The organism is Mesorhizobium sp. 113-1-2 (genome assembly GCF_016756475.1).
Taxonomy (GTDB): domain Bacteria; phylum Pseudomonadota; class Alphaproteobacteria; order Rhizobiales; family Rhizobiaceae; genus Mesorhizobium; species Mesorhizobium loti_C.
This window is the reverse complement of record NZ_AP023242.1, coordinates 6,557,362-6,575,423: the sequence shown is the minus strand read 5'-3', so window position 1 is coordinate 6,575,423 and position 18,062 is coordinate 6,557,362. Positions and strand designations below refer to the sequence as shown.

General features: G+C 63.8%; 15 protein-coding genes. 7 read left to right on the top strand and 8 right to left on the bottom strand.

The features are described 5' to 3' along the window. The first annotated feature begins 3 nt into the window (after positions 1-3). The 6 genes from hisC (at position 4) to JN279_RS31835 (ending at position 7,113) form a co-directional block, all read left to right on the top strand. The gene (gene hisC, locus JN279_RS31860) at positions 4-1,167 is read left to right on the top strand and encodes a histidinol-phosphate transaminase (protein ID WP_202351155.1); all 1,164 of its coding nucleotides are present in this window, start codon (positions 4-6) and stop codon (positions 1,165-1,167) included. Next, on the top strand, positions 1,164-2,660 hold the full coding sequence (locus JN279_RS31855; protein ID WP_202351154.1) for an FAD-binding oxidoreductase: 1,497 nt from the start codon (positions 1,164-1,166) through the stop codon (positions 2,658-2,660). Before hisC ends, JN279_RS31855 begins: the two co-directional genes overlap by 4 nt. Positions 2,661-2,775: 115 nt before the next feature. Continuing rightward, a complete protein-coding gene (locus JN279_RS38760) occupies positions 2,776-4,698 on the top strand; it encodes a DUF2817 domain-containing protein (protein ID WP_446720432.1) in 1,923 nt (640 codons plus the stop codon). Between the two features lie 80 nt (positions 4,699-4,778). After that, a complete protein-coding gene (locus JN279_RS31845) occupies positions 4,779-5,576 on the top strand; it encodes a transporter substrate-binding domain-containing protein (protein WP_096455011.1) in 798 nt (265 codons plus the stop codon). An 81-nt stretch (positions 5,577-5,657) separates the two neighbouring features. Next, the gene (locus JN279_RS31840) at positions 5,658-6,365 is read left to right on the top strand and encodes an ABC transporter permease (protein ID WP_202351152.1); all 708 of its coding nucleotides are present in this window, start codon (positions 5,658-5,660) and stop codon (positions 6,363-6,365) included. Positions 6,366-6,369: 4 nt separating this feature from the next. Then, a complete protein-coding gene (locus tag JN279_RS31835; RefSeq protein WP_096455015.1) occupies positions 6,370-7,113 on the top strand; it encodes an ABC transporter permease in 744 nt (247 codons plus the stop codon). 172 nt (positions 7,114-7,285) lie between these two features. Here the strand turns inward: JN279_RS31835 and JN279_RS31830 are convergent, their stop codons facing one another. Both JN279_RS31830 and oiaX read right to left on the bottom strand, forming a co-directional pair. Beyond that, positions 7,286-8,620, bottom strand: a complete 1,335-nt coding sequence (locus tag JN279_RS31830) for a four-carbon acid sugar kinase family protein (RefSeq protein ID WP_096455017.1) — start codon at positions 8,618-8,620, stop codon at positions 7,286-7,288. 3 nt (positions 8,621-8,623) lie between these two features. After that, positions 8,624-9,874: a 3-oxo-isoapionate-4-phosphate decarboxylase OiaX gene (gene oiaX / locus JN279_RS31825; protein WP_096458789.1), complete on the bottom strand. Its 1,251-nt coding sequence runs from the start codon at positions 9,872-9,874 to the stop codon at positions 8,624-8,626. A gap of 177 nt (positions 9,875-10,051) precedes the next feature. On the opposite strand from oiaX, the gene JN279_RS31820 reads away from it, so the two are divergent. Continuing rightward, positions 10,052-10,765 (top strand): transcriptional regulator NanR, encoded by a 714-nt coding sequence (locus tag JN279_RS31820; RefSeq protein ID WP_096455019.1) that lies wholly within the window; start codon positions 10,052-10,054, stop codon positions 10,763-10,765. Between the two features lie 3 nt (positions 10,766-10,768). On the opposite strand, the gene apnL is transcribed toward JN279_RS31820, so the two are convergent. The 6 genes from apnL to JN279_RS31790 form a co-directional block, all read right to left on the bottom strand. Then, the gene (gene apnL / locus JN279_RS31815; RefSeq protein WP_202351151.1) at positions 10,769-12,607 is read right to left on the bottom strand and encodes a D-apionate lactonase; all 1,839 of its coding nucleotides are present in this window, start codon (positions 12,605-12,607) and stop codon (positions 10,769-10,771) included. Further along, complete coding sequence (locus JN279_RS31810; RefSeq protein ID WP_202351150.1) at positions 12,604-13,638, bottom strand: Gfo/Idh/MocA family protein; 1,035 nt, start codon at positions 13,636-13,638, stop codon at positions 12,604-12,606. Before JN279_RS31810 ends, apnL begins: the two co-directional genes overlap by 4 nt. A 2-nt stretch (positions 13,639-13,640) precedes the next feature. Further along, a complete protein-coding gene (locus tag JN279_RS31805) occupies positions 13,641-14,705 on the bottom strand; it encodes an ABC transporter permease (RefSeq protein WP_096455025.1) in 1,065 nt (354 codons plus the stop codon). After that, positions 14,698-16,269 carry a sugar ABC transporter ATP-binding protein gene (locus JN279_RS31800; protein WP_096455027.1) on the bottom strand — a complete coding sequence of 524 codons (1,572 nt, stop codon included), beginning with the start codon at positions 16,267-16,269 and terminating at the stop codon, positions 14,698-14,700. The genes JN279_RS31805 and JN279_RS31800 overlap by 8 nt, the downstream gene beginning before the upstream one ends. Next, entirely contained in the window at positions 16,266-16,949 is a 684-nt protein-coding gene (locus JN279_RS31795; RefSeq protein ID WP_096458792.1) for a DUF2291 family protein, read from the bottom strand. The genes JN279_RS31800 and JN279_RS31795 overlap by 4 nt, the downstream gene beginning before the upstream one ends. Positions 16,950-17,028: 79 nt before the next feature. Next, a complete protein-coding gene (locus JN279_RS31790) occupies positions 17,029-17,970 on the bottom strand; it encodes a D-ribose ABC transporter substrate-binding protein (RefSeq protein WP_096455029.1) in 942 nt (313 codons plus the stop codon). Between the last annotated feature and the right edge of the window lie 92 nt (positions 17,971-18,062).

Below are 18,062 nucleotides of genomic sequence, written 5' to 3'. Positions count from 1 at the left end.
TGGATGGCATCCGCCAAAAGAGCGTGTCGGGAAGGGAAGTCTGGATTGGAAAATTCGACCACATCAAAATCAAAGCTTCTCTTCAATCCGTATATTGCCGCGTTGCCTCCCTACAATGCGGGCATGAACATTGCGATGGCGCGCGCGCTCAGCGGGCATCAGGATATCGCCCGGCTGGCCAGCAATGAGAACCCCGACGGCTGCTCTCCAAATGTCATGAAGGCGCTGGCATCGCCATCGTTCGAGCCATGGCGCTATGCCGATCCGGCCTGCACGGCGTTGCGTGCGGCACTTGGCGAGAAAGTGGCAATCGACCCGGGTTTGATCGTTGTCGGCAACGGGTCGGAGGAAATGATCGCGGCGATCTCCCGCGCCGTGCTCTCGCCCAGCGTCTCAGTTGTCACGACGGTGCCGAGCTTCGGTCTGCACGAAATCGAGCCCCTGGCGGTCGGCGCCAAGGTGGCCAAGATTCCCATGACCGCCGAAATGGGATTTGATCTTCCCGCACTCGAAACCGCGATTGCGGCGGAACCGAGGATCGTTTTCATCTCTTCGCCCTGGAATCCCGTGGGACCGGGGCTCGACCACGTCGCCTTGCGGCGCCTCATCGCTGCCGTTCGCCCGGGCACGCTTTTCGTCCTCGACGAGGCCTATTTCGAATTCTCCGATCCAGGCGCGCCCGACGGCATCGAAGTCCTGCGAGACAGCGGCATCGACTATGTCGTCCTGCGGACATTTTCGAAAGCCTATGGCCTGGCCGGGCTGCGCGTCGGCTATGCCTTGTGCTCCAGTGTTGAACTCGCGGCGGTGATTGCCGCCGCGAAAACGCCGTTCAACGTCAACGGCGCGGCACAGATCGCGGCCATCGCCGCACTGGCCGACGAGGGCTGGATGAAAGCGTCGGCCAGCCGCGTGAGAGCCGAGCGGGAGCGTGTCGCGGCGGCACTTGCCGGGCTTGGCTTCCGGGTTGCGCCGTCGCAGACCAATTTCCTTTTCTTCGATTGCAAAGGCGACAGCACACGCCTGGCCACTTCGCTGCTCGGGCAGGGGATCATCGTCAAGGCATGGCGCGAAAGCGGGTATGAACACTATCTGCGCGTCACGATCGGCTCACCCGCCGACAATGATCGTCTCATCACAGCGCTTCAGGGGCTCGCAGGCCAATGAATGCCGCCGCTGTCGCAAGTCAGAATGAACGCATCGGCAGCCCGGTGCCGATGCCGGTGACTGAAAGCCTTCGTGCCATCGTCGGCACTTCGAACGTGCGTATCGCCGATACTGCCGGGACGGTCGATCAGGACGCCGCCATCATTGTGTTGCCCGCCTCCACGGACGAGGTCGCGGCGGTCGTTCGTGTCTGCCGTCAGCACGAGATCCCGGTCGTGGCACTCGGTGGCGGGACGGGCCTTGTCGGGGGAAGCATTTCGCATATTGGCGAGATCGTCCTTTCGACGGCACGCATGAACCGGATCGAGCGGCTCGATCCGGTCGAGCGAACTGCAGTCGTCGATGCCGGAGTCACCCTGGAAGAATTGCAAACGGCGGCAAGAGCCCATGGCCTGGAACCGGGCATCGATCTGGCCGCGCGGGGCTCCGCGACGATCGGCGGCATGGTGTCCACCAACGCCGGTGGGATGATGGCGTTTCGCAACGGCGTCATGCGCCATCGGGTCCTTGGTCTCGAGGCGGTGATGGCGGATGGTTCTGTCTATTGCGACCTCACACGGGTGGTGAAGAATTCCGCTGGTTATGACCTCAAGCATCTTTTCATCGGCGCCGAAGGAACGCTAGGCATCGTCACGCGCGTCGTCGTCAAGCTCGACCCCTTGCCCAAGGCGACCGCCATCGCACTTTTCGGGCTGCCCTCTGTCGAGGCCGCTCTCGAAACCATCCGTATGGCGTTTCAATCCAGCGTCGGGCATTTGCGTGCTGCCGAGGCGATGTGGAATTCCTACTTCAGGCTGGCCGCCTCGGCGCATGGCTGGGCCGAACCGGGCGTTGCGCTCGACCAGCCAATATTCCTTCTGCTGTCGCTTGGTGGTGCCGGCCAAGATGCCCTTCATGAGGATTTCGAACGGCTCTTTTGCGAAACCATCGAGCGTTTTCCTGAGGCGACAGGTATCATCGCCAGCTCGCGACGGCAGGAAGACGATCTATGGCGGCTGCGTGAAGACAGCAGCGTCCTCTACCGCGCCCACCCGAACGCACCATCGTTCGACGTGTCCGTGCCCTTGTCGGAAATTCCAGCCTATCTCGATCGGGTCCTCACTGGCCTTGCCGCGATCGAACCCGATCTGGTCCCGTATGTTTTCGGGCATCTCGCCGATGGCAATTTGCACATCATCTTGAACCGTCGGGGACCGCTTCCCCAGCACATGGCAGAAGCGGTCGAGCGCGTTCTCTATGACGACCTGCGCGAGCTTGGCGGCTCCTTTTCCGCCGAGCATGGTGTCGGGTCCAAGCGCATCCATTCGCTCCTGGCAACGGCCGACCAGACCAAGCTCGCCACGATGGAACGGATCAAGAAGGCGCTGGACGATCAGTCACTGATGAACCCCGACAAGGTGCTGCCTGGTCGGGGCTGGTTCGTCCGTTCTCCCGGGCCGCCTGCATCCAATGAGCGCCGATCGCAACGTCAAGACGAGAACGCCAATGAATAGCCCCATCGCGCAATTGCATGGAACGGACAAATTGGCCGGCGCTGTTGACCGGCTGGAAGACACCACGGCGCGGCACGATCATTCGACGCAGCCATACGCCGCCAGCTTCTCGGTGATGCGCGAAAGATTCCGCAGGGCGGCGCAGCGCGCCGGCGCGGAATTGTCCGAATATCTGCATCCGCTGCATGGGCCGGATGGTGAGGTTCTTGCGACCGACGTCGCGCTGTTGGGGCGGCGCGACGCGCAAAAACTGATCGTGCTCATTTCCGGTACCCATGGCGTGGAGGGCGCGTTCGGCTCTGCCTGCCAGACGGCCTGGCTCAGCCAGAAAAGCCCATGGAAGCTGGACGCGGAAACGGCCGTCCTGGCAATCCACCTGATCAACCCCTGGGGAACGGCGTGGTCGCGACGCGTCAACGAGGACAATGTCGATCTCAACCGCAATTTCATCGACTGGTCCGCAGGCACACCAGAGAACAACGCCTATGCCGGACTCCATAGCATACTGACGTGCAGGGAATGGGAGGGACCGGACCGCGTCGCTGCCGACGAGAAGCTGCTCGCAACCAGAAAACGGCTCGGGCAGGCCGGGTTGGCGGCCATCGTCGAGGCCGGTCAGTATGAATTTCCGGACGGACTGTTTTACGGCGGCGCCGGCCCCGTCTGGTCGAACCGGACGCTGACCGACATCCTGTCGACTTTTGCCGCCGCCGCGCGCCATGCCATCGTCTTCGACCTACACACGGGTGCGGGACCCTACGCCTATCCGGCCTTGCTTTCGGTGGCCAGTTCCGAGCATCCCGGCATGGCCTGGGGCAAGTCCGTTTTCGGACCGGCGCTTGCCACGGTCATCACCGGCTCCAATGCGACGACCAGCACAGGCATCGCCGCGACCGCGACCGGCTATGTCTCCGAGGCCGTCGTGAGAGCCATGCCGGACGCACGGGTGCTGCCGCTCGTGGTGGAATGCGGCACGCTGGACGGAGCCACCGTCATGGATGCCGTCCAGGCCGACAACTGGCTGCATCTTTTCGGCAGGATCGATTCCGCCATCGGCAAACGGATCAAGGCGACGCTGCGCGGTGCTTTCATCCCCGACGATGCGGATTGGCAGCGAACCTGCTTGTCCGCCAGCCTGCGATACTTCGATCGCGCGCTCTCGGAATTGCGGACAGTCGAAGTCGTGACAAGCGAGCCTGACCTGAACGCACCGACAGTGCCGCCGGCCCGCATCGCCTCGGTGGATCACACTCCCGCGGCCACGGCGAGGGTCGCGACACCGGCCGTGCAGATCGAGGACCTGCACAAGAGCTTCGGCTCCCTTCTGGTGTTGAAAGGCGTCAACCTCACCGCCCATGCCGGCGAGGTGATTTCGATGATCGGCTCGTCCGGATCGGGCAAGAGCACCTTCCTGCGCTGTATCAACCTGCTGGAACAGCCGGACGGCGGCAAGGTCGCCATCGACGGCGAACTCATCAAGATGAAGCAGACGTCAAACGGCCGTGCCGGGCCTGCCGACATGGCCCAAGTCGAGCGCATTCGCGCCCGCGTCGGCATGGTGTTTCAAAGCTTCAATCTGTGGCCGCACATGACGGTGCTGGAAAACATCATCGAGGCCCCCCGGCATGTCTTGAAGGAGCCGCGCGAGAAGGCTGTCGACCACGCTCACGCCCTGCTGAAAAAGGTCGGGCTTTCCGACAAGCACGCGCATTATCCCGGCCAGTTGTCGGGAGGTCAGCAGCAGCGTGCCGCGATCGCCCGCACACTGGCGATGCGCCCAAAAGTCATCCTCTTCGACGAACCGACATCGGCGCTCGATCCCGAACTGGTCGGCGAGGTGCTGCGGGTGATCCGGCAGTTGGCCGAGGAAGGAAACACGATGATCCTCGTGACGCACGAGATGCAGTTCGCGCGCGAGGTCTCCCACAAGATTCTATTTCTCCACCAGGGAAAGGTGGAGGAGGAGGGGGCGCCGGCGGAGCTGTTCGGCAGCCCGCGTTCGGAGCGTCTGCGCCAGTTTCTGGCCCGGACGTTGTGAGCGAAAGGCGCACCCTCGAAGGCTCCGGTCCGTGCCGGGGCAAATCTGCCAAAAATGAACATCAACAAGGGGAACTGACCATGAAATTGAAAGTCTTGTCATTGCTCGCATGTCTTGCGGCAAGCACAGGAAGCGCGTTTGCCGCGGAAGGTGAACTGTCCATCGGCACGGAGGGCGCTTATCCTCCGTGGAGCATGTCCGACGCCAATGGCAACGTCACCGGTTTTGACGCGGATGTCGGTGCGTTGCTCTGCACCAAGCTCGAACTGAAGTGCCATTTCGTCGTGCAGGCTTTCGACGGCCTCATCCCGGCGCTGAAAGCCAAGCGCTTCGATGTCATCATCTCGGGCATGTCGATCACCGCTGACCGCAAGAAAGAAATCAATTTCAGCGTCGGCTACGCCGAACTCGCCAACATGTTCGTCGCCCCGAAGGGCTCGGATCTTGCCGGCGTTACCGACGTCGACACTTTGCTGAAATCCCTCGCCGGCAAGAAGGTCGGTGTGCAGGCCGGCACGACCCATGCGCATTTCCTCGAGAAGCGTGCGCCCGACGCCGATCTGAAGACCTACGACACACTTGACCAGATGCAGATCGACCTTGCGAGCGGCCGGATCGACGCGGCCTTTGCCGATCAATCCGCCCTGCAGGACTTCCTGGACAAGCCCGACGGCAAGAACTTCCAGCTGGTCGGCGTGCAGATCAAGAGCACCTTCGACCCGACGCTTGGCGAAGGCATCGGCGTCGGCATCGCGCAGGAAAACACCGAACTCAAGGCCAAGATCGACAAGGCACTTTGCGCACTGACCGCCGATGGATCGGTCGGCAAGGCCAGCCAGAAATGGTTCAAGACGGACATTTCCAGACCTTGCAACTGACGCGCTTCAACGCGCGGCGTCGCATGCGCCGGACCGGCGCATGCGACTGCCTCGTTCACACTTGGGAATAGAGCAACACAGATGGAATTCGGTCTCTGGCAGGTTTGGGAAGCGGGTTGGGTGACCGCCATTCTGCGCGGCGCTGCCGTGACGATCGCGGTCGGCTTGTCCAGCATGGTCGCCGGGCTGCTGATCGGCGTTGTCTGCGGTCTGATCAAATGGGCCAGGATATATCCGCTCTCACTCCTGGTGGACGGATATACGTCCGTGGTGCGCGGCGTTCCCGAACTGCTCGTTATCTACCTTCTGTTTTTCAGTTCGGTTCAATTTGTCACGAAGGTCATCACTGCTTTCGGCTACGCCGGGCTGGCGGAGAGCGGTTATGCGTTCGTCATCGCAGTGATCGCCATTGGTGCGATCTCGGGCGCCTACTCGACCGAGGTGATCCGGGGTGCACTGGCATCCATCCCTAGCGGACACATCGAGGCCGCGCGCGCCCTTGGCCTGCCCGGAGGCCGTATCTTCCGCCGCATCATAGCCCCGCAGATGCTACGCATTGCTGTTCCAGGCATAAACAATGTCTGGCAGACCACGATCAAGGACACGGCCCTGGTTTCCGTGGTTGGGCTTCAGGAACTGATGCGCATTTCCTACATCGGCGCGAACTCCACCCGCCATCCGTTTATCTTTTATCTGATCGCGGCCGTCGTCTATCTGGTCATCACGCTTGTCAGCCAGGCCGGCTTCGATGGGATCGAGCGCCTGCTTCGGCTGCGGGCGAGGAGGTAGGACCATGGAACTCATCCAGCTTGCGGTTCCGGTTCTCCTCAAGGGGCTATGGGTGACAGCCGCGCTGACGCTGGTCTCGGTGCTCATTGGCTTCAATCTCGGCCTGGGACTGGCACTGATGCGGCTGTCGTCGAATGCCTTCTCGGCCGGCTTTGCCAAATATTACAGCAATGTCTTTCGCGGCACGCCGCTGCTGGTCCAGATATTCATTTTCTACTATGGGCTCGGCGAGGTCAGCCTGGTCAGGAACAACCCCGTTCTGTGGTGGGTGATCAGCGACGGCTCGCGATGCGCCGTGCTGGCATTGGCGCTCAACACCGCGGCCTATACGTCCGAGATCCTGCGCGGGGGGCTGATGTCGGTGCCAGCCGGCTTGGTCGAAGCAGCTCAGGCTTGCGGCATGTCGCGGGTTCTGCGCTTTCGCCGCATCGAGTTCCCGCTCGCGATACGCCAGGCCCTGCCGGCCTATGGCAATGAGCTCATTCTTGTGGTCAAGGGGACAAGCTTGGCCTCTACGATCACCGTGCTGGAAATCACCGGCTACGCCAAGCGGCTCATGAGCCAGACCTTCGCGATCTTCGAAATTTTCGCAATTGCCGGCATATTATACCTGGTCATCAATCTGCTGTTGATCACGATCACCCGCTCCATCGAGCGTTGGCTTATGCGGCATGAGTCGCAATCGCGCCATGAATTGAACGCGCCGCGATCAGAGGAAGCCGCAGCGGTTTCGCGAGGACCCTCCTGAAATTTGGCGAGCATGGCGGACCGCGCGTCATCTTCTAGGTTTTGCCGAGGACAGGCTTTGTGTTAGCGGTTTTCGCAATCGCTCGTCCCGCTTCTCGCATCTGAGGCATCTGTGTCATTGATCAGTTCCCTGGCGATGGCGAGTAAATGCGGGTGAGTGCGCCATGATGCTGTCAACCGCCCACGCCATCACGGATCGCTGAGAAGTAGCGGTCGGTGCCGACCTGCCCGCCCTTCAACGCCACCTCTAGCCCCTCGATCACCTTGATGCGCGAATGGGCAACGCAGAGCGGCGAGCCGGGTGACGCCGGCAACGGCATCCTGACCGTCAGCGCGTCGACGCCCATCTGTCCCAGCGCGTGGCTGGATGTGTCGCCGCCGGCGATGATGACGCGCTTCAGGTCCTGCTCTTCGGTCAGTTGCCGCAGCAGCGTGCCGAGGCCGCGGCCGAGCTTGTGGCGGGCGCCTTGCTCACGGTCGATCTCGGCGCCGCGATCAGCGGCAGGTCCGAGTGCCGTGTAGAGGATGACGCTGCGCCCGGCTTCCAGGCTGGAGCGGCCGCGCGCGGCCGCGCGCGCGATCGCCAGTTCGGAAACCTCCGAGACCAGTTCGATCGGATCAACTTCGATCCCATCGAATCCGTCGGTCAGCGCATGGCGGATCTGCCGTTCCGTGGTCGGCGAGCAGCTGCCCGAAACCACCGCGACGCGGCCGGCAGAGCCCGGTGGCGAAAAGCGGGACTCGGCGCGAACGGCGGCAGTCTCCGCCCATTCGGCGAGTAGCGCGTACTCGACGCCGGACGAGCCGACGACGAAGGAGCCGCCGGGCTTGCGGCTGCGCCATATCTCCTTGCCGGCAAGCCCCTGGCTTTCCGGACTGTCGACATCGATGAGGACGATCGCGGCGCCATCCTCAGCGAGGCGATCAAAGGCGGCCGACCGGTTGGCCGAACGCAGCGTCGCCAGGTCGAGCAATCCCGAGGGCAGAGCGGTCTGCCGCGACAGATGGATCAGAAGGTCAGCCTCGTCCATTGGCGTCGCCGGATGGCGGCTCATCACCGGATGGCGGTCGATGCGGTAATATCGATCGCGATAGGCCGCGAACAGGTGGCCGAAGGCGGTGTAGCGCTTGAGCTGCGGTGCGCCGACCAGCAGCGGCACGCTGCCCTGTGCGAACACCGCGCGGCCGATCTCGATCGCCCGGCCGATGTTGCCGATCGTCGGGCTGGAATCGAAGGTCGAGCAGACCTTGTAGTGGCAGATGGCGGCGTTCAGCGTATTCAGCCATGCGAAGGCCTCCTTGAGATGCGTGTCCATCCACAGCGGCGTCTCGCTGCGGCTGGTGCCGGCCAGGCCGACTGCACGGCAATGCGAGAACTGCGCCAGCTGCGCTTCGTCCGGCTGGCGCATGAACAGCACCGTCGGAACGCCACCGAGCTCCAGCGCCTCCATCACATCGGTCGATCCGGTGAGGTCGTCGCCATAATAGCTGAGCAGAAGGTCCTGCATGGCTCAGGCCGCCTTGCCGTCGCCGAACTTTTCGATCGAGCGGGCCAGTTCCGCATGGCTCCTGGCGAAGTCCGCCAGCGGAATGCCATCGACCGCCGCTTGCCAGGCCTGCTGCACGGCACGCACGCCGGCGCCCGGCCCGTCCGGATGGCTGACGATGCCGCCGCCGCACAGATAGAGCAGGTCGACCGTGCGGCCGGTGCGCTCATAGGTCTCCGGCGCCTGGCCGCCCCATTGGCCCGACCCCGCCACCGGCAGGGCGCAATCGTCGGGCGAAAACAGCGGCGTCGTCACCGCCTCGAAGGAACGGACGAAGGAGTCATCCGGCTCCCAGTACTTTGATGCAATGCCGTTGATCTGGAACTGGTCGACACCGAGCAATCGCCAGAACTGCTGCCAGACCTTGAAATCCATGCCGAGGCCGGGATGGCGGGTGAGGATGTCCCAGCCATTGCGGTGGGCGTGCAGGACAAGGCTGGAGCGCTTTCTCAAGTAAGCCATGCCGCCGAAGCCGATGGAGTTGATGTTGACCACGGCGCAATTGCCGCCGGCCGCAAGCACCAGATCGTGGTTACGCATCATCTCGTCGGGATCGGCATGCGAGATGCCGAAGGCATACATCACCTTCTTGCCGGTCTTCTGCTCGTGGTCGAGGATCAGCGGCATGATCGCCTTCACCCGCTCCGAGAGCGGCGAGTAGGCCGGGCTCATCAGCTTCTCATCGTCCTTGATGAAATCGACGCCGGCCTCGATCAGCTCGCCCACCATCGCCGCCGTCTCGGGCGGCCGCAAGCCCAGCGCCGGCTTGACGATGGTGCCGATGATGGGTCGGCCCTCGACGCCGGTCAGCCGGCGGCTGCCTGCGACGCCGAACTGCGGGCCTGGATGGGCGCCCTTGAATTCTTGCGGCAGCTTCATGTCGACGACGCGGATGCCGGACAGGCCCTTGATCGAGTAGGTGCCGCCGATGGCGATGGTCATCAGCGCCGAAAGGTCGGTGCCGATCGCATCGAACGGGAATGCGATGTCGACATCGGCGCGCTTGAAAGGGCCGCTGCCGGCCTCGGGAATGGACGGCAGCTGCGCATCGGGCAGATGCCGGATCGCCAGCACCCGCGCCGCGACGCGGGCCTTCAGCTCCTCGGTCTCGCCGGGCAGGGCGACAAAGGTACCGGTCGACTGGTCGCTGGCGATCTTGGCCGCCAGCGCTTCGATGCTGTCAGGCGTTTCGATGCGATAGGTGAGGATGATCATGGCCGGTCGAAAGCGTCCGAAAAAAGTTTTGTTGCGCTCCAAATCTGGTATAATGAGTACATAAGTATTGCAAGCAAATATCCCGATTTCGCGTTACGCGGCGGGCAAGGCGCAGGCATTCCGGGAATCGCGCCAGGGATGCTAAACAGGAACCGGGCCAGGGAGTGATTCGTCACGATGAACCGTTCGGAGCCGATCGTCCGGCGCAAGCTTTCCGATGAAGTCTTTGCAAGGCTGAAGCGGCTGATCACCAGCGGCGAGCTGCAGCCGGGCGACGACATGCCGTCGGAACGCGAATTGATGGAGCGCTTCGAGGTTGGCCGGCCGGCCATCCGCGAGGCGATGCAGGCGCTGAGCAATATGGGCCTTGTCGCCATCTCGCATGGCGAGCGGGCCAAGGTGCTGCAACTCACCGCCAAGTCGATCATCAAGCAGGTCGATGGCGCGGCCAAGATCATCCTGTCATCGTCGAAGGACACGCTCGAGCACCTCAAGACCGCGCGTATCTTCTTCGAACGCGGCATGGTCAGGGAAGCCGCCGAGAAGGCCACCGTCGAGGATGTGCAGCGGCTCAAGGCAACCGTCGCCGAGCAGCGCGCCGCGCGCGGCGATTCCGAAGCCTTCATTTCCGCCGACATGAAATTCCACACCCAGATCGCGATGATATCGGGCAACCCGATCTATGTCGCCGTCAGCGAGGCGATGCTCGGCTGGCTGAAGGAATATCACACCGAGATGCTGATCTGGACCGGTAAGGAAAAGTACACGCTGACCGAGCACGAAGAGATCGTCGACCGCATCGAGCAGCGGGACGCCGAAGGCGCCGAAAAGGCGATGATCAAGCATCTCGAACGCTCGCGAGCGCTCTACGTGATGAATTCCGAGAAGTAAGGCTTAACCGATCCTGATAGTGGCGTAGGGCGACATGACGAGATGGCCGTGGCCAAGCGCGGAAGCGTCGACCGGGACATCGTCCGCCGTCAGGTTCGCCAGCCACACGATGGTCTCGCCGGAGGCGGAGCGGCCGGCCAGTGCCGCAATCCGCGTCTCGTCGCTTGTCTTGGCGGACACATGGGCGAGGCCAGCCAGTTCACAAAGCCCCTTGATGGACTCGAAGATCGGCCGCGGTGACCCCTCAGTGGCGGGTTCACCGGATGCCGCCAGCACGCCGAACGGCCCGGTGAAGCCGGACAGCGTCAGCATCTCCAGCCCGGCCGGCGCGACGCGCGCGGCATAGCCGATGGTCCAGGCGGCGGCGAACAGGCCGTTGTGGCGCGGATCGCGATCCGCCATGGCGATGCGCTGTCCCCGCGGATTGTCCTTGGTGGCGCCGCCATAGGGGTTCTGCCGCATGGCAATGGTCGAAGGCCCGATCCGGTAAGGCTTGTCGCCGAAGATCGCCTGCGCCGAACGGGTGATGAACGGCAACGCCTCCAGCGACTGCATGACGCTGAGATCGTCGGCGGCATGCACGATCGGGCAGGTGCAATGAGTGACGAAATCGAGCAGCCCGGCCGGGACGCGCTTGCGGTTGAGCTCGGTGAAATAGCTGAACATGCCGCCGCCGAGACGGATGTCGGGAAAGGCGCGGCGCGCCGCGGCATAGACATCCTCCAGCGGCGGGCAGGGCGGCCAGGCGCTGCCCGGCGGCGTCGACTGGCGGTCGACCGAAGGCGACACCGCAATGGCATCGAGCCGCAGACCTGCCCGGCGCACGAGACCTGCGACGTCGGAGAGTTCGGCGTCGAGATCACCGCTGCAGGCGACCACACATTCGAGCGTTGTCCGGGCAGGATAGGCACCGGCGAGCCGGGCGAAAGCGCGCAAAGCGTCGAGCCCGTGACCGCGCGTCGGATCGTAGTGAAACAATAGCTGTTGTGGACCGAGCGCCGACAAGGTGGCGAGGTTCGCCAGCGCTGTCTCGACATCGCCGGGATAGATGATCACGCCGACATCCGGCAGCGACGGACCGGGCTCGCCAAGCGTCACACGGGCCGCACCGAACGCCTCGGCTGCAGCCGGTGTCTTGCCGTTGCCGGCAATGCGCAGGCTGATCGTCTGGCGGTTGGTTTCGCCGGCCGGCAACACATACGGCCAAGGCAGCGCCAGCGGCCGCACATAGGTCTTGTAGGAGGCATCGGACCAGTTGCGCTGGTCCTCCATTTCGAAAATATCGCCTTCCATGCGGCATTCGGCGGTGACGCCGGGCCGCATCGCATGCGTGATGGCGCGCAAATCCTTGAACGGCTGCCAGGGGTCGATCAGGTCTGGCAGTTTCGTCGCCACCACGCTGCCGTCGGTGTGCTCGACCGTCACCGGGCTGCCGGCGAGGCCGGCGATCGGATGCAGGATGCAGAAGCCGCAGCGGTTGGTCTCGAAATCACTTTCGGGCAGCGCACTGACGTCGAACACCAGCCTGCCGTCCGCCGACCCCTTGATGGTGGCGTGGAAGGCGAGCCGGCTTCCGTTCGGCCCGGCGCAGCTTGCCGTGTAGCTGACGGAGAAAGCATCGGCGTCCTGGTCGATGGTCAGGTCCGTCAACGCGGGTTCGTAGGTGCCCCAGTCGCGGTCGCGCACGATATAGGCGATGGCGCGCAGCACCTCCGTGCCGCCATGGCGGATGGTGCGCAGATTGCCGTTGACGAAATCGGCGCTGAGCGCACCGGCGGTCAGCCGGATCGGTTCGGGCTCCGCCGCGCTTGTGCCGTAGAGGAGGAAGCGATCCCAGGTCATTTCAGCAGGTCGTCGATCCGCACCGGTTGCCGGCTTGCGGCGCCGGCATAGGCCGCCTCGACCAGTGCGAATGTCTTGAGGTTGTCGGCGCCCGAGGTTGCCGGCTCCTTGCCGGCTGCAAGGCTCTCGACCCAGTGCCGCTGAATCGCCAGTACGCTCTCCTGGATGTTGTGCCATGGCCGCGAGGCCCAGGGCAGCAGCGGCGGCGAGATATCGCTGACCGTCGTGCCGCTCTCGCCGGTGAGGGTGAGCTGGTAGCCCTGCGCCAGGCGCAGCGTGCCGTCGCTGCCGTCGATCTCGATCAGCGTCTCGGGAAACGGTTCCACCGCAAGCCTGGTCGCATAGCTGCAGTCGACCACCGAAGTGGCGCCGCTCTTGTGATCTATCAGCATGGTGGCGACATCCTCGCCGGCGATGGCGGGATTGACGCGCGCGGTGCGGGCGGTGAGGCTCGACACGTCGCCGAGCAGGAAACGCGCAATGTCGAGGATATGGATGCCGAGATCCTCGATGATGAAACGCTTGCCCGTTGCCAGATAGGGCTGGCCGGAAAACACGTCATAGGCGGAGCGGAAGGAGATCCGCCCGAAGAAGGGCGTGCCGATCTCGCCGCTGTCGAGCACGGCGCGCACCGCCTGGATCGGCGACTGCCAGCGGAAATTCTCATGCACCATCAGCGGCACGCCGGCCTTGGCGCAGGCCGCGACCATCGCCTTGGCGTCGGCGAGCGTCGGCGCGAAGGGTTTCTGGCAGATCACCGGGACGCGGTGGGCGGCGGCCATCTCGACCAGCGGCCGATGGCTGGCCACGGTGGTGGCGATGTCCACGAAGTCGAGCGTCTCGGCGGCGAACAGCGCCGCTGCGTCGGTGTAGCGCCGCGCCACGCCGAACTGGTCGCCGACGATCCTGAGCCGTTCTGGGTCGCGGTCGCAGATGGCGACGATGGAGGCGCCGTCGATGTCGCGCCAGGCATGCATCTGGTTGACGGCGAAGAAGCCGCAGCCGATCAGCGCTCCACTCAAGCTCGTCATGATCAACCCGCCTTTGCCATCTGCATAAGGGTAACACGCTGCTGAAGCCGGCGCTGCGCCTGGTCGACGACGACGGCGACGATGATGACGAGGCCCTTGATCACCATTTGCCAGAAGGAACTCACGCCCATCATCACCAGCCCGTCCGACAGGATGCCGATGACGAAGGCGCCGACAATGGTGCCGCCGATCGTGCCGCGGCCGCCCGACATCGAGGTGCCGCCAAGCACCGCCGCGGCGATGGCGTTCAGTTCGAAGCTTTCGCCTGTCGCCGGATGCGAGGCCATCAGCTCGGACGAGATGATGAGGCCGACGATCGCCGCGCAGAAGCCGGAGAACATGTAGACGAACATCTTGACCATGTTGACGCGCACGCCGGAAATGCGTGCCGCGCGCTCATTGCCGCCGACGGCGAAGATGTGGCGGCCAAGCGGCGTGTACCGGGCGAGATAGGCAGCCCCCAGCGCCACCACGATCAGGATCCAGATCGACACCGGCAGGCCGACAAGCCTGCCGGCGCCAAGGAAGCCGAAACCGGTGGTGCCGAGTTCCGGCTTGCCGACGAGGTTGGGGAAGGTGCGGCCGTCGGACGACAGCAGCGCCAGGCCGCGCGCCACATAGAGCACGCCGAGCGTGGCGATGAAGGGCGCCACGTTGAGCCTGGTGATCAGCAATCCGTTGACGGCGCCGATCGCGATGCCGACCGCCAGCGTGATCAATGCGATTTCGACCACGTTGAAATAGATGGTGTAGCCGAATTGCAGGTCGATGCCGTTGAGCACGAGATAGCCGGCCACCATGCCGCAAAGGCCGACGATCGAGCCGACCGAAAGGTCGATGCCGCCGGTGATAATGACGAAGGTCATGCCCATGGCGAGGAAGGCGTTGAGCGCCACATGCTTGGCCATCAGGATGAGGTTGGCGGCCGACAGGAAGTTCGGCGCGGCGATGGAAAAGAACACCAGCACGGCAATCAGCGCGATGAAGGTCCTGAGCTTCATCAGCGTCAGCAGCGCCGAGCCGCTGGAGGCCGATGCGGGAGCCGCCCTGGCGGGAATATCAGTCATCAGCGTTGCTCTCCAAATTCTGGGGCAAGATGTGCGGGGCGGGTCCATGGCCGAGCGCAGATGCGGCGACGATCGCGGCCTCGCTCGCCGCGGCGCGGTCGAACATGCCGGTCAGCCTGCCATTGCTCATCACCGCGATGCGGTCGGACAGCGCCATCACCTCGTCGAGGTCGGAGGTTGCGAAGAGGATGCCCAGCCCATCGCGCGACAGCTTGCGCATGGTGCGGAAGACATCGGCCTTGGCGCCGACATCGATGCCGCGGCTCGGCTCGTCCATCAGAAGCACTTTTGGTCCGGTGAGCAGCGCCTTGCCGATCACCACCTTCTGCTGGTTGCCGCCGGACAGCGACGAGACTTCCTGCGCCGGATCGGCGACCTTGATCGCCAGCTCCCGCACCATCTGCGCGACAGCCTGCCGCTCGGCACCGCCACGGATATGGAACAGGCTGACGAAACGCGACAGGCTGGCCAGCGTCAGATTGCTGGCGACCGAGAGGATCGACACCAGGCCCTCGCGTTGGCGGTCTTCCGGGATCAGCGCCAGGCCACGCCGGATGCGTCGCGTCGTGTCGCGTTCCCTGACCTGTTTTCCGTCGATGAAGATCTTGCCGCTGGCATGGCTGTGGCGGCCCATGATGCAGTCGAACAGTTCGCTGCGCCCGGCACCCATCAGGCCGTAGATGCCCAAAATCTCGCCGGCGCGCAGCGACAGCGAGACGTGGTCGACCGCCAGTCCGCCGGTGACGCGCGGCAGGCAGATGTCTTCGGCGCGGAAGATCTCTTCGCCCGGCACATGGCCGTCGGCCTTGGCGAAATCCTTGGCGTCCGAGCCGATCATCTGCCGCACGATCCACTGCGTGTCGACTTGTCTCACTTCCTCTTGGCCGGTGATGCGGCCGTCGCGCAGCACGGTGATGTAGTCGCCGATGCGGATCAGCTCCTCAAGCCGGTGCGAGATGTAGACGATCGCCACGCCGCGCGCCTTGAGGTCGGCGATCACCTTGAACAGGATCTCGACTTCCGCCGCACTCAGCGCCGAGGTCGGCTCGTCCATGATGAGGATGCGCGCGTCGAGCGAGACGGCCTTGGCGATCTCGACCAGCTGCTGCTGGCCGATGCGCAGATCCTCGACCAGCATGTCCGGCCGGATGCCGGCTTCGAGCCGATCGAGGAATTCGCCGGCCCGCCGTTCCTGCGCCTTACGGTCGATCTTGCGAAACCGGTTGGTGATCTCGCGCGTGGCAAAAATGTTCTCGGCGACTGTCATGTTGCCGAACAGGTTCAGTTCCTGGAACACCATGCCGATGCCGCGGTTCACCGCGTCACCGGAGGAGGAGAAGGAGACCTCGTTGCCGTCGAGCAGGATGCGCCCGGCCGTCGGCTGCTCGACGCCGGCGATGATCTTCATCAGCGTCGATTTGCCGGCGCCGTTCTCGCCGACGAGCACATTGACCGCGCCCTTGCGCACCGCGAAATTGGCCTGCTTGACCGCGACGGTGCCGGCATAGACTTTCGAGACGTCTTCCAGCTTCAGGATGATTTCGTGACTGGGCGCCGTGGTCATGGCTTCGGCCCGATCTCGGCCTCCGCCGGGGTCACCAATGGCAGGTCCTGGCCGCCTTCGATCGTGTAGGCGCCGAGCACCTTGGCTGTGCGGCCCTCCAGCGCTTCGCGCGGCAGCTTGGACAGCACGGTCTTGTCGGCATAGGCATTGAAGGCTTTGCCGAACTGGGCGAAGTCGATCTGGTTGGTAAAGTCGTTGAACTGGACGAAGTCGAGGCTGTCTCGAAGTGCGGTTCCGCGCACCGCCGGCCCGATCTGGACGCGCGCATCCGCCTTGCCGTCGCCGTCGACGTCGATATCGATGGTGCCCGCGCGCGACTGTGTGTTGGCGGCGACGATCTTGCCCTCGACGCGGACCGCGAAAGTCCACGGCGAATTCGCCTGCTTCTTGGGGTTGCCGTATTTGGCGCCGGCCGCTGCCTGGTCGGTCTTCGCCAGCGCATGGACCTCGGCAAACGGCCCGGCCTTCTGCTGCAGATAGGGGATGACTTTCGAGGCCCAGATATCCTCGACCATCTTGTCCGGGTTGAAGCCGGACGCGTTGCCTGCGCCATCTTGGGCCGATGGCGTCGGCAGGATCTTGCAGGCGCCGAGGCCGAGGCCGGCGGCCAGCGCAAGGATCGGCCCAATCGCTTTGATCGGCCAAGTCGCCCTAATCCGCCAGGTCGGGTTGTTCAGCATGAAGGTCAAAGCATCCCGGTGAAAAAGGAGGCGAGGGACGAACCCTGGGTTCGTCCCTCGCTGTTTGCGTCGCGCCGGTTCAGTTCTTCAGCGCGAAGGTTTCCAGCTTGGCTGCATTGTCGCCATTGACGAGCACGCAATCCATCAGCTGCTTTTCCTTCTCGGGCGACTTCTTGTTCTTGATGAAGTCGTTGGCCTGCTCGACTGCCATCTGTGCCTGGGCGTAGGCCGGCTGCAGCACCGTCGCCTTGATGCCGCCTGATGTGATGGAGTCGCGCACATCGTTGGAGCCGTCGAAGCCGACGACGATGACATCCTTGCGATTCGCCGCGGCGAGCGCCGCATAGGCACCCATCGCCATCGTGTCGTTGCCGGAGATCACGCCCTTGATGTCGGGATTGGCCTGCAGGATCGATTCCATCTTGGAGTAAGCCTCGGTCTGGCTCCAGTTGGCCGATTGCTGCGCCACCATCTTCAGGTCCGGATAGTCATTGATGACGTCGTGATAGCCCTTGGAGCGGATACCGGCATTGGTGTCGGATTCCTTGCCGACCAGTTCGACGAAGTTACCCTTCTCGCCCATCAGCTTGACGAACTCCTGCGCGCCGAGCTGGGCGCCCTGATAGTTGTTGGAGACGATCTGCGCCACGGCGACGCCGGTGGCGTTGATCTCGCGGTCGATCAGGAAGGAAGGGATACCGGCATCCTTGGCCTTCTGCACCGCCGCGACAGTGGCGTCGGCGCCGGCATTGTCGAGGATGATTGCCTTGGCGCCACGGCCGATCGCGGTGTCGATTAGTTCGGACTGCTTGTTGGCGTCGTCGTCATGCACCAGCACCAGCGCCTCATAGCCGAGTTCCTTGGCCTTTGCCTCGGCGCCGACAGCCTCCGCCTTGAAGAACGGATTGTCGTGCGAGGGGGTGATGATGGCGATCAGGTCGGCCGCGAAGGCCGGCGCCGCCGTGCCGAGTGCCAGTACGCTGGCGAAGGCCGCAAGCGTCATTCTGCGAGTGAGTTTCATGAAGTCCTCCCGTTAAAAAGCTCGTGCCTTGATCGCGCAAGGCTGATGCATTGAATTGGTCAGGCTGCGGATCGCGCCGGATTCAAAAGCCG

Bases quoted from the DNA above. Each gene is read 5' to 3' on its own strand.
- JN279_RS31810 (WP_202351150.1), bottom strand. From the start codon at position 13,638: ATGACGAGCTTGAGTGGAGCGCTGATCGGCTGCGGCTTCTTCGCCGTC.
- JN279_RS31830 (WP_096455017.1), bottom strand. From the start codon at position 8,620: ATGCAGGACCTTCTGCTCAGCTATTATGGCGACGACCTCACCGGATCG.
- JN279_RS31790 (WP_096455029.1), bottom strand. From the start codon at position 17,970: ATGAAACTCACTCGCAGAATGACGCTTGCGGCCTTCGCCAGCGTACTG.
- hisC (WP_202351155.1), top strand. From the start codon at position 4: ATGGCATCCGCCAAAAGAGCGTGTCGGGAAGGGAAGTCTGGATTGGAA.
- apnL (WP_202351151.1), bottom strand. From the start codon at position 12,607: ATGACCTGGGATCGCTTCCTCCTCTACGGCACAAGCGCGGCGGAGCCC.
- JN279_RS38760 (WP_446720432.1), top strand. From the start codon at position 2,776: ATGCGCGAAAGATTCCGCAGGGCGGCGCAGCGCGCCGGCGCGGAATTG.
- JN279_RS31840 (WP_202351152.1), top strand. From the start codon at position 5,658: ATGGAATTCGGTCTCTGGCAGGTTTGGGAAGCGGGTTGGGTGACCGCC.
- JN279_RS31835 (WP_096455015.1), top strand. From the start codon at position 6,370: ATGGAACTCATCCAGCTTGCGGTTCCGGTTCTCCTCAAGGGGCTATGG.
- JN279_RS31795 (WP_096458792.1), bottom strand. From the start codon at position 16,949: ATGCTGAACAACCCGACCTGGCGGATTAGGGCGACTTGGCCGATCAAA.
- oiaX (WP_096458789.1), bottom strand. From the start codon at position 9,874: ATGATCATCCTCACCTATCGCATCGAAACGCCTGACAGCATCGAAGCG.
- JN279_RS31855 (WP_202351154.1), top strand. From the start codon at position 1,164: ATGAATGCCGCCGCTGTCGCAAGTCAGAATGAACGCATCGGCAGCCCG.
- JN279_RS31820 (WP_096455019.1), top strand. From the start codon at position 10,052: ATGAACCGTTCGGAGCCGATCGTCCGGCGCAAGCTTTCCGATGAAGTC.
- JN279_RS31805 (WP_096455025.1), bottom strand. From the start codon at position 14,705: ATGACTGATATTCCCGCCAGGGCGGCTCCCGCATCGGCCTCCAGCGGC.
- JN279_RS31845 (WP_096455011.1), top strand. From the start codon at position 4,779: ATGAAATTGAAAGTCTTGTCATTGCTCGCATGTCTTGCGGCAAGCACA.
- JN279_RS31800 (WP_096455027.1), bottom strand. From the start codon at position 16,269: ATGACCACGGCGCCCAGTCACGAAATCATCCTGAAGCTGGAAGACGTC.